The organism is Selenomonas sp. (assembly GCF_052169755.1).
Classification (GTDB): Bacteria; Bacillota; Negativicutes; order Selenomonadales; family Selenomonadaceae; genus Selenomonas.
On sequence record NZ_JBQNBV010000002.1, the window covers coordinates 1 to 13,961 of the forward strand.

The following is a 13,961-nucleotide window of genomic DNA, read 5'->3' on the forward strand; positions in this document are numbered from 1 at the left end:
AATAAGACCATTTCAACTGAAGGGAGCATGACTATGACAGAGCGCGAACCGCTGAAACATACATGCAGCTTCTGCAAACGCAAAGTTACCGTGCATGAACAGTACGATATGCCGATTTACGACCCGAACACGGGCTTTGCCATCTGCAAGAACTGCGTCAAAGACATATACCATTACATTGAGGATCACGAGGCAGCGAGCGCGGAAAGGGAGAAGCTCAACTTTGCCGACCAGCTCGATGCGATCTTGCAGAAAAACAAGCCGCACATCATCAAAGCCTACCTCGACGAGTACATCATCAACCAAGACCGCGCCAAGAAAATCCTCTCCGTCGCCGTCTACAATCACTACAAGCGCATGAACTACGGCTACATGAACGAGGACGGCACGGACATCGAGAAGTCGAACGTCATCATGCTCGGCCCGTCAGGCTGCGGCAAGACAGCGCTTCTCTCGCATCTGTCGCGGCTTCTCGACATCCCCTTTGCCGTGACGGATGCGTCGAGCCTCACAGAAGCGGGCTTCGTCGGCGCAGACGTAGAAGTCGCCGTCCGAAACCTCTACTATGCAGCGGACAAGGACATCGAAAAAGCGGAACACGGCATCATCTATCTCGACGAGTTCGACAAGATCGCGAGAAAATCCGGCGCAAACAACTCGATCACCGCCGACCCCGGACACGAAGGCGTGCAGCAGGCGCTTCTCAAGATGCTCGAAGGCTCCGTCGTCGAATTCACGGCGCGAGGTCAGAGAAAGCATCCCGAAGCGCCGACAATCAAGGTCGATACGAAGAACATTCTCTTCATCGTCGGCGGCGCTTTCGTCGGCATCGAAGATGTCATCGGAAAGCGTCTCAAGAAAGATGCGGCAGGCATCGGCTTCGGCGCAGAGGTCGAGGGCAAGGAAAAAGACGAAGCCAAACGCTTCGATGAGCTTATCCATAAGGTGCGCCCCGAAGATCTCATGCAGTACGGCATCATCCCCGAGATCATCGGCCGCCTGCCCGTGATATGCACGCTCGAAACACTCTCCGAAAACGACCTTCTGCGCATCCTGACAGAGCCGAAGGACGCGCCCGTCAAGCAATACGAGAAGCTTCTCGCGATGGATAACGTCGAGCTGGTATTCGAAGAAGATGCGCTTCGCGCCGTCGCAAAAAAAGCGATCCGGCGAAAGACCGGCGCAAGAAGCCTCAAGGGCATCATCGAGGACACGATGCTCGACGTGATGTTCGAAATCCCGAAGTCCGCCGAGAAACGCCGCGTGACGATCACGAAGGAGTGTTTGAAAGACGGCGCCGAGCCGAAAATCGAACGACTGGCATAATAAAGAGAGACACCCTCGATGAGCGATGCCCATCGAGGGTGTCTCTTTACTATGCCGCCCCGCTGGTCTTTTTCCGCGGCTTATCGAGCCAATCGGTGATCGGAAATAGCGTCGAGCGAAAATCCGCCTTATCCATGAGACGGTCGATTTCAAAGAGCGCGAGGATACGCGCCGTGCCGCTCGGCGAGTATTCGCTGTGATAGCTGCGCGAAGCAGGCAGATCGACGACGAGATCGCGCACGCGGTCGTAACCGAGGAGACGCAGATTGACAGAACTGTGCAGCACAAGCTCATCCTTCCAGTTGCGATAGGTCGTCTCTCTGTACTCCGTGACAGCGAAACCCGCGATATAGTCGGCATCCGTTTCCTCAGCCGCCCGCTTGAGACGCTCGGCGAGCGATCCTTCGCCGCCGTAGATGATCCGCATCGCCTGCTCTATTTCTGCATCGTCCGCATACCTCACAGCGCGAAGCGTCTCATTGAGCGGCACGCGAAAGTCGCGCACGACGCGCTCCTTCATCGCATCGACCACGGAGATCGGCATGGAGCGCGGCGCGATGGGGCGCAGAAGGACGATATGACGCTGCCCGACAGGCGCGGCGCGAAGCACCTTGTCAGAAAAACCGGCACTTGCAGCCGCAGCCTGCGTCGAGGCGCTTCCCGCATCTTCCGCCAGTCTTGCCGCAAGCACAGAAGATGCGCCAAAAACTGCAAAAAGCGAGGAGAAAAGCATGACTGCAAAAATCATCGCAAGAGTACGCCGCATGTTTTCTCCCCCCCGATTCATCTCAACGATCAGCCATTCGACGAAGAATGCTCTCCCTCAGACGCTGCGACGACGACAGAAACGGCGCCGTCGCCCGTGACGTTGAGGCAGGTGCGAATCATGTCGAGGATGCGGTCAATGCCGGCGACGAGCGCAAGACCCTCGAAGGGAAGCTGCGCCGCCTGCAAGACCATCGCGAGCATGATAAGTCCTGCCCCCGGCACACCCGCCGTGCCGATGGACGCGAGCGTACCCGTCAGAACGATCATCGCCATCTGCTGGAATGTGAGGTCGATGCCGAATACGTTCGCAATGAAGAGCGAGCAGACGCCCATGTAGAGCGCCGTGCCGTCCATATTGATCGTCGCGCCCAGAGGCAGGACGAAAGAGGCGATCTTACGCGAGACGCCGAGCTTTTCCTCACAGTTCTTCATGTTGACCGGCAGCGTGCCCGAGCTTGAGCATGTCGTAAAGGCGAGCATCATCGCTTCCGACATGCCGCGGAAGAACTTGATCGGACTCATCTTGCCAAAGACGGAAGCCATCGTCGAGTAGACGAGCACCGCATGAATGACGCTGCCGATGAAAGCGCAGAGAATGACGGAAAGCAACGGCAGCAGCACCTTCGGTCCGTTCTTCGCGACGACGGGCAAGAGCAGTGCAAAAACGCCGTACGGCGCAAAGGCCATAATCATGCCGATCGCCTTGTAGCAGACCTCGGCGCAGGCGTCGAAGAAGCCGATGAGCTTCATGCCGCGCTCGCCGCCGACCTGCGTGATCGAGACGCCGATGAAGAGTGCGAAGATAATGACAGGCAGAATATCGCCCTTCGCCATCGACGCGATGGGATTCGTCGGCACCATGTTGACCAAGACCTGCATGACGGACGGCGCTTCCTTCATCTCGGGAGCCGTACCGCTCAAAGTAAGACCGACGCCCGGATGGATGACGCCCGCCACAGAGAAGCCGATGATGATGGCGATCGCCGTCGTCGAAAGGTAGATGCCGACCGCTTTGGCGCTGATGCGCCCGAGCGTCTTCGTGTCGCCAAGACTCGTGACGCCGACGATGAGCGACGAGAATACGACAGGCACGATCATCATTTTGATGAGGTTGATAAATATTGTGCCAATCGGTGCGATCCACCAGTTGATGAAGCCGATGTACTCTTCCCCGACGGCAAGTCCAACGACGACCGCGAGAATGAGCGCGATAAAGATGCGAGCAGAGAGATTCAAAATTTCCACACCCTTTCGTAAAATTAGGAAAAAGGATTCGGGGCAATTCCTCCAAGAAGAAGTTCTTCCCGGAAACGCGTGGAACTGTCTGATTTCCTCTTCATTATAGCAAATTCTTCCGCATACGTCTAATCAGATATACATACAGCTTCTTTGCAGAAGAACGATTCTAGGCGACATTGACGCCCGTGACGCCCTCGATGCGGCCGACGGCGTCGGCGAGAGCGACGCCCTTGATCTTCGAGTGATTGAAAAGTTCAAACTCCAGCACGAGGGCGCGATCACTGACCTCACTTCGCACCGTCTTGACGGTATGCACCGTGAGATCGAGATCTTCCAAACATTCGTTGATATGAACGAGCTGCCCCGGCAAATCGCGCGTAAAGACGGTCAGCAGGATGTGATTGTCGTGCAGCACCCACTCGTCGATACGGGAAAGCGCGCCGAGCGTCACGAATACCAGCCCCGTCGCCAAAAGCGCCGCCGTGTAGTAGCCGCCGCCTGTGGCAAGCCCAACGCCTGCGACGACCCAAAGACACGCAGCCGTCGTCAGTCCCGTGACCGTCAGCCCTTCCTTCATGATCGCGCCCGCGCCCAAAAAGCCGATGCCCGAAACGACCTGCGCCGCAAGGCGCGCGGGATCCGCGTTCGTCCTGCCCTCAACGCCTTGATAAATCGCCGTCGAGAGGAGCATGACGAGGCAGGAGCCAAGGCACACGAGCATATTCGTGCGCAGTCCCGCCGATTTGCGGCGCGACTGCCGCTCGTAGCCGATGACGCCGCCAAGCACGCACGAAAGCGTCAAGCGCAGGAAAACCTCCCATTCAGATACCATAGCAGCTCCTTTCTCAGCGATTCATACCACGATCTTTCATAAGTTATCCCCAGTTTTGTCCACTTTGTGCATAAACCCTGTGGAAAAGTCCCTCATTTTTCAAGAAAAATGCTGTTTTTTCATCTTGTGCAGAACTTATCCACAGGTTTGTGCATTACATGATGCCTATGAAATGCTGCACGATGAGCGACATGACGGCGACGGCGATCCAACAAAAAAGCCCGAGCGTGATGGGACGCACGCCGTTTTTGAGGAGCGCGGCGAAGTCCGTGTTCAGTCCGATGGCGCTCATCGCGAGCACGATGGCGAACTTGCCCGCCTGCCCCAAAAAGTGCGTGAGCGCTTCGGGCAGAACGCCCGTCGTATTGACGATAGAAGCGACGACAAACCACAGAATGAACATGGGAAACACGTGCTTCAGGCTGAATCCCTTGCCTTGCGCCTTGCTGTCCCGCGCCGCAAAAAGCGCGAAAACAAGGCATACGGGCACGATGCAGAGAGCGCGCGTGAGCTTGACGATCGTCGCATAGCTGCCCGCTTCATGACTATACGAGTAGCCTGCCGCAACGACGGACGACGTATCATTGATCGCCGTGCCCGCCCACATGCCGAAACCGAAGTCGCTCATGCCCATGAGATGTCCGAAGAAGGGGAAGATGAATACGGCGAGCACGTTGAACAGGAAGATCGTCGAGATGGAAAAGACGATGTCCTTGTCTTTCGCGCCAATGACGGGAGCCACCGCCGCGATGGCGGAACCGCCGCAGATCGCCGTGCCCGCGCCGATCAGCGTCCTCGCATCGCCCTCGACGCCAAGAAGCCTTCCCGCCCCCCACGCGACGAAAAAAGCTGTCGCAAGCGTCGACGCCATGACAGCAAGCGACTGCGAGCCGACCGTCAAGACGTGGTAGAGATTCATCTCAAAGCCTAAGAGGATGATCGCATACTGCAAGATCTTCTTGCCCGTGAAGCTGATGCCCGCCTCGAAGTTCTTCGGCCGCGCAAGACGTGCAAAGCACATGCCGAGAAGGATACCAAACACAGGTCCGCCGATGATCGGGAAGAACTGCCCAAGGATATACGCAGGAACGGCAAAAAGCAGCGCGTAGACGATGCCCCGTACATACTCACTTTTCATTCTGAAAAACATCTCCTTTGAAAAACTGCCGCATTCTTATATTTAGAAAGCATTGACAAAGCATACGCTTTTAGTGTACCACTTTTTCCCTCACACTCAAAGTTTTTTCTGCCAGCGAGAGAACGGCATACGCATGAGACTGGCGTTCAGATAGCGGCTGTCGTCGGAGACCTCTTCGCCGAGCCAAGGCGGCGCTTCAAAGGCTTCGTCTGCGGCGGCAAGCTCGATTTCAGCGACGATAAGCCCCTCGTTTTCGCCCGAGAAGCAGTCGATCTCCCAGAGATGCGCACCGTACCTTTCTCTGTAGCGGCGCTTTTCGATCCAAGGACGCTCGCAGAGCGCAAGCATAGCTCGTGCATCATCCAGAGGAATCGCATATTCAAACTCCAAACGCTCGACGCCTCGCGTCGGTCCCTTGACGGTCAGATAGGCGCTTTGCCCTGCAAGGCGCACGCGCACGGCACGCATCGCATCTGCTGCAAGATATCCCTGCGCGATTTCTGTGCCTTCGCCCCGCGGCAGCCAAAGCTCCTTTCTGACGAGGAACTTGCGTTCAATTTCCTTTGCCATACAGCTCCTTTCCGCTTCCTCAGCAGCACGGGAAGCTTTCCGAAAAAATAAGAAGCCCTCCGCAAAAAGGAGGGCTTCTGTCATTCAGCGTGCGCCAACGATGTACTCGACGAGGTAGAGCACGATCGGGATCGTCACGCAGAAGATACCGATGAAGTCGATGTAGACGCCCGTCTTGATCATCTTCGTGATCGGCACATAGCCCGATGCGTAGACGATAGCGTTCGGCGGCGTCGATACCGGCAGCATGAACCCGAGCGACGAAGAGAGCGCGATGCCGACCGCGACGGGGATCGGGCTGAAGCCCGCAGCCATAGCGGCAGTAACGCCCAAGGGGCCGATCATGTTCGTCGCCGCCGTGTGCGACGAAAGCTCTGATAAGAGAAGCGCCATGACGGAGAAGATCGCGACCATCATGAAGAGCGACGGCTCGCCGCCCATCCAGCCGACGATGCAGTCGCCGACCCACGTCGAAAGCCCCGTCTTATACATCATGCCGCCCATCGCGAGACCGCCTCCGAAGAGGATCAGCGTGCCCCACTCAATACCGGCGGCTGCATCCTTCCAGTTCAGCGTGAACTCGCGCTCCTTCCAGTTGACGGGCAGGAAGAAGAGGATCAGTGCGCCCATCATCGCGGCGATCGCTTCGGGGAACAGCTTGCCGTACATCTTGAGGATCGGCGACTCCGGTCCCAAGACGATGTTCAAAATGCCGGGCGTGACCCAGAGCAGGACGGCGACGATAAAGCCGACGAGCGTGTTCTTCTGCGCCCGCGTCCAGCCGCCAAGCGCACGCCGCTTCTCGGCGATGAACGCCTCTGCGCCTTCGATGCGCTTGACGTCCGCGGGGAACATATTGACGAGAATCAGATAAGCGATGATGAAATAGACGACCATAGCGACAAAACCCCAGATCATCCATTCAAAGAAGGAGATGTGTATGCCTGCCATCTGATCGAGGAAGCCGAGCATGATGATGTTCGGAGGCGTGCCGATCGGGGTCAAAACGCCGCCGATGGAGCACGAATACGCCGTCATGAGCATGAGACCCGTGGCGTACTTGTACTCGTGCAGCTCGATCTTTTTGCCGTTCGCGGCGAACATCTCCTTGATCGCTTCCAAAAGTCCGAGTGCGATCGGGAACATCATCGCCGCCGTCGCCGTATTGCTGACCCAGCCCGAGCACAGCGCGCAGGCAAGACCGACGGCGAGGAAGATGCGCCTGGGATTCGAACCGACCCAGGACATCGATAGGAGGGCGAAAGCGAACTTTCGGTCAAGTCCGTGCATCATCATGCCCTTGGCGATGATAAAGCCGCCCATGAAGAGGAAGATCATCGGATTTGCGAATGCCGCATAGGCGTCCTTTGCCCCCACAACGCCGCAGACAACCGCAAGCGTCGGACCTAAGAGCGACGTCACCGGAATCGGTATCGGCTCCGTGATCCACCAAAGCGCAATCAGCGTCATGATCGCCAAAAGCTTGTGCGCCGGAAGCGGCAGATCGGCAATCGGCGTAATCATGACGAGGATGGCGCAGATCGGCCCGCAGATCATGCCGAAGGTACGCCGTTTCCGGTCAAACGCCAACTCAGCCTCATGAATCTTGTCGCCTTGACTTTTTGTTTCCGTACTCATTTAGTAACACCTCCATTACGTTGAAGCGAACGGTATGGAGCACCCGTCCCATAACTGGCGGTTATCCCCGTATAACACACCAGAATTATTACTCTTTTATGATAATATAAAGCACGCGATTTTACAATAGAAAAGATACGTTTCAAAAGGAAATACGAACTAAAATTTGCCAAATTTATTTCAAGGAAGCACGGATAAAATCCTCCTAATCCTGCCCGAAATGGAAAATATCATTTGCGTAAAGAAACAAGACCTTTTATAATAAGAAAGTATCATGCGGGCGAAACCTTGTCCGCAGTCGCGTGCCGCCGCAGATGGCGGATGCACATGAAAATGTTGAAAAAGAAGGTATGATCTTGCAGAACCATTCAACGCCCCCTGCCGCGCCGAAAAAGAAGCGGCGCATCTTGCCGTACGTCGCTATCGTATTCGTTTTCTTTGCTGCGGCTGCGGCGGGCGCACTCTTCGCCTCGACGAGCCTCTTGGACAAGGATTCGCCGAAAGCGGATGAAGAACATCTCCTGACGGCGAAAGACAAGGCGACCATCATGATCATGGGCGTCGATCAGAGAGAGGACGACGTCGGGCGTTCCGACACCTTGATGGTCACGATGATCGACCCCAAGAAGAATCAGGCGGCGCTCCTCTCCGTACCGCGCGACACGCGCGTGAAGATCAAGGGGCACGGCTACGACAAGATCAATGCCGCCTACGCTTACGGCGGGCATAAGCTCAGCGAGAGCACGGTCGAGGATCTTTTGGGCGTGCGCATCGACCACTACATCATCATCAACACGCACTCCTTCCAGCGCATCATCGACGCCTTGGGCGGCATCGACATCAACGTGGAAAAGCGCATGTACTACGAAGATCCGTGGGACGATGACGGCGGTCTTTTGATCGACCTCAAGCCGGGGATGCAGCACATGAACGGCAAGACCGCCGTGACCTATGTGCGCTATCGCGACGAAGAGGGCGACATCGGCCGCATCGAGCGCCAGCAAAAGTTCATGAAAGCCGTGATGGAGAAGGTCACATCGCCCGCCATCGTCACGCGTCTGCCCGCTGTCATCAAAGAAGTCATGGGCTCGATCGAAACCGATCTCTCCTTCCGCCAGCTCTTAGAGTTTGCAGGCACGCTGAAGGACGCGCAGAAGAACGGGCTCAAGACCGATATGGTGCCGGGACGCCCGCTCTACATCTCGGAGATCAGCTATTGGATCCCCGACATCGTGAAACTCCGGCAGACCGTCGCCAGCACACTCGGCATAGACGTCAACGCTTCGATGCGCGCCGCTATGGAGCGCGAGAGCAGCGAATACGAAAACTCGATTCCCGCAGGCGCTACGGAAGTTCCCGCAGACGACCATTCGATCGGACGCATCAAGGAGCGCACGAGTGCAGGAAAAGCGGAAAGTTCCGCCAAGGAGCAGCGCCGCACGGATGCGAGTGACAAGGACGATAAGAGTACGGGCAGCAAGGAGCGCACGACAGCGCCGCCGGAACGCAGAAACACGACCGTCGATACGGACGCACCCCGCACGCGCACAGATGCAGCGGATACTGCGCCGTCGGCAGACAGCGCCGCCCCCGTTCCCGGCGGCACGATCCCGCAGAAAACGCAATGACGCAGCCTTGTGCATAGAGACACGACATAAAAAACGCCCCGTCATAAGCCGCAGTCGCGGCTTATGACGGGGCGTTTTGCGTGCAGCCTATCCCTCGACGATCTGCACGCCGCTCGACGTGCCGAGACGCGTCGCGCCGGCGGCGAGCATCGCCTCGGCAGCCGCGCGGTCACGCACGCCGCCCGACGCCTTGACGCCGAGAGCTTCGCCGACGCTCTCGCGCATGAGCTTCACATCCGCTGCCGTTGCGCCGCCCGTCGAAAATCCCGTCGACGTCTTGACGAAATCCGCGCCCGCCTCCTTCGCCAAGCGGCACGCGCGGCGCTTCTCCTCGTCGGTCAAAAGACACGTCTCAATGATGACCTTCGTGAGCGCCCTGCCCTTCGCCGCCCGAACGACGGCTTCGATATCCGCCTTTACATAAGCGTCGTCTCCATCCTTGAGCCTGCCGACCGCGATGACCATATCGACCTCTTCTGCGCCGTCCGCGATCGCCTGCTTCGTCTCAAACGCCTTGACCGCAGACGGCGTCGCCCCCTGCGGGAAACCGATGACCGTACACACCTTGACCCCGCTCTCTCGGAGCGCCTGCGCCGCAAACGCCACCCAGATCGGACTGACGCAGACAGAAGCAAAACCGTGCGCCTTCGCCTCTGCCGTCAGCTTCTCCAAATCAGCCTGCCGCGCATCCGTCCGAAGCAGCGTATGATCGATGCACTTCGCCAATTCCATCGAATCCCTCCCTCAGATAAAGAAAGCGGTCGCCTAAATTCACATGCGCGGATGAACTTACGGGCGAGCCTGCATTCTTTATATGCGGCTTTTCAGACCGCGCTCTCTTCAATCGTCAAGAAATTGATGAAGCCCGTGATCTCCAGCACATCTTTCACATCGCGATTCACATGCAGGAGCTTCATGCTGCCCTGCTTGTTCATCTGCTTCTGCGCCACCAAGAGGACGCGCAGACCTGCCGAGGCGATGTATTGGACATCTGCAAAGTCGAAGATCAACTCTGCCGTATCGGCGATACCCGCGCCGATCACCTTGTCCAACTCCGCCGCCGCAAGGGTGTCCAAACGGCCGGAAAGTGCGATACGCCATACGGCGCCTTGATGCTCCTCTTTTATTTCCACTCGATGCGCTCCTCTCAAACTGCAAAATGTTCCCCTGAAAATTATAGCGGAAACGGTATCGCCGAATCAAGTCTTTCCATCCAAGCGCTTGCGTATCGTCAGGATATTCTTGCCATCCTCGCGGGCATAGTGCATTTCATCGACATTCTTTTTCGCGAGAAATACGCCGAGCTTGCCGACTTCACGCTCTTCGGCGGAAAGTGTTGTATCGGGATCGCCGCACGCGAGCGGGTCGTAGTATGCGCCCTCATCGACAAAGGTGATGCGGACAGCGGACGGCGTCTCTTCCACAGCCGCGCAGATCGTCACGCAGCCTTCACCCGCGCCGTAGGCGTGCGTGGCGATGTTGACAAAGATCTCCTCGACGGCAAGACCAAGCTGCATCTCGGTTTTTTGGGGGCATGACAAAGGCGCGAGCAAAGTTTCGATAAATGCATTGACGCGCGCGAGATTTTCCAGCGTCGCTTTCATGCAGATTTTCTCTGCGCCGTTCGGTATCGTCCCAGCGCCGACGCCTTCTTTTTCAGCGCGTCCCTTGTAAGAGAGCGCAAGCATCGTGATGTCGTCCGACTGCTCCGCCGCGCCCACGAAGCGGTTGAGCGACGCGCGCACAGCGGCGAGCAGATCCCTAAGATGCGGCGGCTCTTCGCAGACGTCCATAAGACTGGAAAAGAGCCTCTTTTCGCCGTAAAGCGCGTCCTCTTCATTCGCCGCTTCGGTCACGCCGTCGGTGTAGCAAAAGAGCACGTCGCCGGCACGCATCGTCGTCGTCTGTGCGACGTAGTCAAAGCCCTCCATGCCGCCAAGCACGAAATTGCGCTCTACATCGAGCGGCTGGAAGCCGCCGTCTGCCGCACGGATGAGGACGGGCGGCGTATGACCGGCGTTCACATAAGAGAGCGTGCCGTCTCTGAGATCGAGCACGGCGATGAACGCCGTGACGAACATCATCGTTTCGTTGTTCTGGCAGAGCTGTTCATTGGCGCGGACGGCAGCGTCTGCGAGATCGTCGCCCGCTTGAAGCGCCTGCATGACATTCTTCAAGATGACCTTGGCGACGACCATGAAGAGCGCAGCGGGGATGCCCTTGCCCGATACATCGGCAATCGTAATCACAACGTGATCGTCGTCGAGCAGATAAAAGTCATAGAAATCGCCGCCGATCACCTTCGCCGCGTCCATCGTCGCATAAATGTCGAAGTCTCGGTGATCGGGAAACGGCGGGAAAATGTTCGGCAGCATATTTTCCTGAATGCGGCTTGCAACGGAAAGCTCGGTCGCGATGCGCTCCTCCTTCGCCGTGATTTCAGCGAGGTTCTTCATATAGCGCACAAGCTCATCCGTCATGGCGTTGAAGGAGATGGCAAGGCTCTCGATCTCGTCGCCCGTCTTGATATCGAGCTTTTTCTCCAAGTTGCCGCCGGCGATCTCGCGCACGCCGTCCGAAAGTGCGCGAATCGGACGCACGAAATGCTCTGACGCCCTGCGCCCCGCATAGATCAGCACGAAGAACAACAAGGCTACGACGCAGGCGATCAGAAGCGTCGTCCGCACCATGTAGCCGTCGAGCTTTTCTACGCTCGCGTCGGTCATCCGGCGGATCGTCGCATCGTTTTGCACGGCGGGCGCGATGACTTCCTGCTTCGGGATGCCGACGGCGCACGTCCAGCCCATGCCTGCGATGGGCGCATAGGCGACGTCGTACAGCGTACCGCCGACGACGACCTCCGTGAGCCCGCGCCCGCCCGCAGAGATCTCACGCGCTGCGAGCGCCAAAGGAGCCTCGGCGGTGCGTCTGAGATCGAATTCTTCATCGACGTTGACAGCCAATTCGCGCATAGCCGTATCGCAGGTATTTGCGTCAAGCGTCGAAAGGATCACTCGACCTTTTCGATCGATGACAAAAGCGAATTGCCCTTGATAATCGCTGACGGCGTCGATGATCTTCCGAAGATCGGCGACGTATGCGCCCATCGCCACGACGCCGGCGAACTCCCCCTGCCGCTCATACGGCATCGAACAAAAAAGACAAAGCTCGCCGTTGAGCGCATCCTTCTCCACGTCGGAAAAGACAAGCCCGCCGCGTTCCTTTGCGAGCGTATACCACGGGCGCGTGCGCGAGTCAAAGTGTGCGCCCTGCAAGTCGGAGTAGGTGTCGGTCAAAATCGTGAAGCCGTTTTCCGAGGCGGCGAACGCCGTGACCATGAAGCGATTGAGCCGCATGAAGTCGAGGGCAAGCGGCGCGATGTTGGCGGCATAGCCAATCTCTTCCCGGAGCGCAGCATCCGTGCGATCGACATCGGCGGCAAAGAGCAGCTGCGGCGTCAGCTTGCCGCCGTTTCGCGCGTCGGGCGGCAGGACGGTGTACGGCGTGCAACTCTCCGGCTCCGAGGCGATGCGGCTCATCTCGCTTGAGAGGATCTCTACGTCGCGGCGGATGCTCTCCAGCTTGCCGTCAATATCGTTCGCCTTGTCGTCCACGATGTTCTGCAGCTCGATCTTCTTCTGCTCCAAAAGCGCGGCAGAGCTGCTCGTCGTCGCTTCGCGTCCGATCTCCCTGCCGCTCTCGACCGCATCAAGCCGTGCGCCGAACATGCCGTAAAAGCCGATGAAGCTCAAGATAACGAGCGTCGAAAGGCTCGTCGACAGCACGACGAGAATCATGCGCCCGCGTATATGGAGCCTCGTCCATCGTTTGAGCTTCATGGCGCTTCCCCCTCAGAGCGGCGCGTCTCGACAAGATCGCGAAGATTCGCCGCCGCAGGAGAAAGCGCGAAAGCATCCGCATCGATCGCAACGCCCATAGGATTGTGCAGAACCATCGTTTCCTCTCCCTTGCACAGCGGGAAAAAGCCCGTGAAGAAGTACCCCATCGCACGCAAGACTTCATACGCGGCGACAGCGTCCGCATCGGCGAGATTCAAAAAGACGTTCGACGTCTGCAAATCCGCTCGGCGGCTGCGCTCGATTTCCCGCACCCGCACTTGGAGATCCGCCCCCGCGCGATGCACGAAGATGGACGTGCATCGCTGACGATCATCGTACTCTGCCGACAATGCACTCTTGCCGCGAAGCGCACCGCACGCGGTCGAGATCGCTGCACGCCGATGAAGCGCAGCGTAAATCATCTCCGCCGCACCTCTGCATACGGCAGGTACGAAGATCCTGCACGGCAAAGGGTCAGGCAAAAGGACGTTCACGAGCAGGATATGCGGGTGCTTCAAATTTGTATCCTTTGCATACGAATACTGTCCCTCGGTCAAGAACTCCGCCATCAAAAGAGCGGTCGGCGAAAAGCCCAGCTCTTCCAAGCGGCGCTGCGTGATGTCGTGATACGCGACGCTGCGGCAAAAAAGCGCACGAAGATGCAGACGCTTCGCCTGCTCCACCGCCCTTCGAAAAAGCTGCGGCATGACGCCTGCACCGCGATGCGCCTTGCGCACGATGCCCGTCGCAATCGTACCGCAGTCGGCGTCGATGTGCAGCGCAAGCATGGCGGCGATCTCGCCCGCACTTTCGGCAACGAGAAAATGTGTACGTCCGCCCGCGTGCAGCTCTCTCAGATAGTCCGCGCGATAAAACTCCGGCTGGAAGTAACTCGCGCCGTATTCTTCGCGAATGCACGCGACCAAACCCGCCGCATCCTCCGGCGCAAAGTCGCGCAGCAAAATATTCGGCTTTGCCATGAC

At 57.8% G+C, this 13,961-nt stretch carries 12 protein-coding genes; 2 read left to right on the forward strand and 10 right to left on the reverse strand.

What is annotated here, in order from left to right; genetic code table 11:
- Window positions 1-33: 33 nt before the first annotated feature.
- On the forward strand, window positions 34-1,326 hold the full coding sequence (gene clpX / locus ACTTKG_RS00200; RefSeq protein ID WP_442672242.1) for an ATP-dependent Clp protease ATP-binding subunit ClpX: 1,293 nt from the start codon (window positions 34-36) through the stop codon (window positions 1,324-1,326).
- A 49-nt stretch (window positions 1,327-1,375) separates the two neighbouring features.
- On the opposite strand, the gene ACTTKG_RS00205 is transcribed toward clpX, so the two are convergent.
- The 6 genes from ACTTKG_RS00205 to ACTTKG_RS00230 all read right to left on the reverse strand — a co-directional run bounded on the left by ACTTKG_RS00205 (window position 1,376) and on the right by ACTTKG_RS00230 (window position 7,511).
- Window positions 1,376-2,092, reverse strand: a complete 717-nt coding sequence (locus ACTTKG_RS00205; RefSeq protein ID WP_442672243.1) for a hypothetical protein — start codon at window positions 2,090-2,092, stop codon at window positions 1,376-1,378.
- Between the two features lie 29 nt (window positions 2,093-2,121).
- Window positions 2,122-3,339: a dicarboxylate/amino acid:cation symporter gene (locus ACTTKG_RS00210; RefSeq protein WP_442672244.1), complete on the reverse strand. Its 1,218-nt coding sequence runs from the start codon at window positions 3,337-3,339 to the stop codon at window positions 2,122-2,124.
- Window positions 3,340-3,499: 160 nt separating this feature from the next.
- A complete protein-coding gene (locus tag ACTTKG_RS00215; RefSeq protein ID WP_442672245.1) occupies window positions 3,500-4,165 on the reverse strand; it encodes an MgtC/SapB family protein in 666 nt (221 codons plus the stop codon).
- 154 nt (window positions 4,166-4,319) lie between these two features.
- Entirely contained in the window at window positions 4,320-5,303 is a 984-nt protein-coding gene (locus ACTTKG_RS00220; RefSeq protein ID WP_442672246.1) for a YeiH family protein, read from the reverse strand.
- Window positions 5,304-5,399: 96 nt separating this feature from the next.
- A complete protein-coding gene (locus ACTTKG_RS00225) occupies window positions 5,400-5,873 on the reverse strand; it encodes a CYTH domain-containing protein (RefSeq protein WP_442672247.1) in 474 nt (157 codons plus the stop codon).
- Between the two features lie 84 nt (window positions 5,874-5,957).
- On the reverse strand, window positions 5,958-7,511 hold the full coding sequence (locus ACTTKG_RS00230) for an SLC13 family permease (protein ID WP_442672248.1): 1,554 nt from the start codon (window positions 7,509-7,511) through the stop codon (window positions 5,958-5,960).
- 350 nt (window positions 7,512-7,861) lie between these two features.
- On the opposite strand from ACTTKG_RS00230, the gene ACTTKG_RS00235 reads away from it, so the two are divergent.
- A complete protein-coding gene (locus ACTTKG_RS00235; protein WP_442672249.1) occupies window positions 7,862-9,139 on the forward strand; it encodes an LCP family protein in 1,278 nt (425 codons plus the stop codon).
- An 87-nt stretch (window positions 9,140-9,226) separates the two neighbouring features.
- On the opposite strand, the gene deoC is transcribed toward ACTTKG_RS00235, so the two are convergent.
- From deoC to ACTTKG_RS00255, 4 genes are all read right to left on the reverse strand, one after another.
- Entirely contained in the window at window positions 9,227-9,871 is a 645-nt protein-coding gene (deoC, locus tag ACTTKG_RS00240) for a deoxyribose-phosphate aldolase (protein WP_442672250.1), read from the reverse strand.
- Window positions 9,872-9,963: 92 nt separating this feature from the next.
- Window positions 9,964-10,272, reverse strand: a complete 309-nt coding sequence (locus tag ACTTKG_RS00245; RefSeq protein WP_442672251.1) for an STAS domain-containing protein — start codon at window positions 10,270-10,272, stop codon at window positions 9,964-9,966.
- 66 nt (window positions 10,273-10,338) lie between these two features.
- Complete coding sequence (locus ACTTKG_RS00250) at window positions 10,339-12,978, reverse strand: SpoIIE family protein phosphatase (protein ID WP_442672252.1); 2,640 nt, start codon at window positions 12,976-12,978, stop codon at window positions 10,339-10,341.
- The gene (locus tag ACTTKG_RS00255) at window positions 12,975-13,958 is read right to left on the reverse strand and encodes a GNAT family N-acetyltransferase (RefSeq protein WP_442672253.1); all 984 of its coding nucleotides are present in this window, start codon (window positions 13,956-13,958) and stop codon (window positions 12,975-12,977) included. Before ACTTKG_RS00255 ends, ACTTKG_RS00250 begins: the two co-directional genes overlap by 4 nt.
- Between the last annotated feature and the right edge of the window lie 3 nt (window positions 13,959-13,961).

What these genes read in the sequence shown, in the direction of transcription:
- deoC (WP_442672250.1), bottom strand. Translation starts at nt 9,871, where the DNA reads ATGGAATTGGCGAAGTGCATCGATCATACGCTGCTTCGGACGGATGCG.
- ACTTKG_RS00250 (WP_442672252.1), bottom strand. Translation starts at nt 12,978, where the DNA reads ATGAAGCTCAAACGATGGACGAGGCTCCATATACGCGGGCGCATGATT.
- ACTTKG_RS00230 (WP_442672248.1), bottom strand. Translation starts at nt 7,511, where the DNA reads ATGAGTACGGAAACAAAAAGTCAAGGCGACAAGATTCATGAGGCTGAG.
- clpX (WP_442672242.1), top strand. Translation starts at nt 34, where the DNA reads ATGACAGAGCGCGAACCGCTGAAACATACATGCAGCTTCTGCAAACGC.
- ACTTKG_RS00225 (WP_442672247.1), bottom strand. Translation starts at nt 5,873, where the DNA reads ATGGCAAAGGAAATTGAACGCAAGTTCCTCGTCAGAAAGGAGCTTTGG.
- ACTTKG_RS00235 (WP_442672249.1), top strand. Translation starts at nt 7,862, where the DNA reads ATGATCTTGCAGAACCATTCAACGCCCCCTGCCGCGCCGAAAAAGAAG.
- ACTTKG_RS00215 (WP_442672245.1), bottom strand. Translation starts at nt 4,165, where the DNA reads ATGGTATCTGAATGGGAGGTTTTCCTGCGCTTGACGCTTTCGTGCGTG.
- ACTTKG_RS00255 (WP_442672253.1), bottom strand. Translation starts at nt 13,958, where the DNA reads ATGGCAAAGCCGAATATTTTGCTGCGCGACTTTGCGCCGGAGGATGCG.
- ACTTKG_RS00220 (WP_442672246.1), bottom strand. Translation starts at nt 5,303, where the DNA reads ATGAAAAGTGAGTATGTACGGGGCATCGTCTACGCGCTGCTTTTTGCC.
- ACTTKG_RS00205 (WP_442672243.1), bottom strand. Translation starts at nt 2,092, where the DNA reads ATGCGGCGTACTCTTGCGATGATTTTTGCAGTCATGCTTTTCTCCTCG.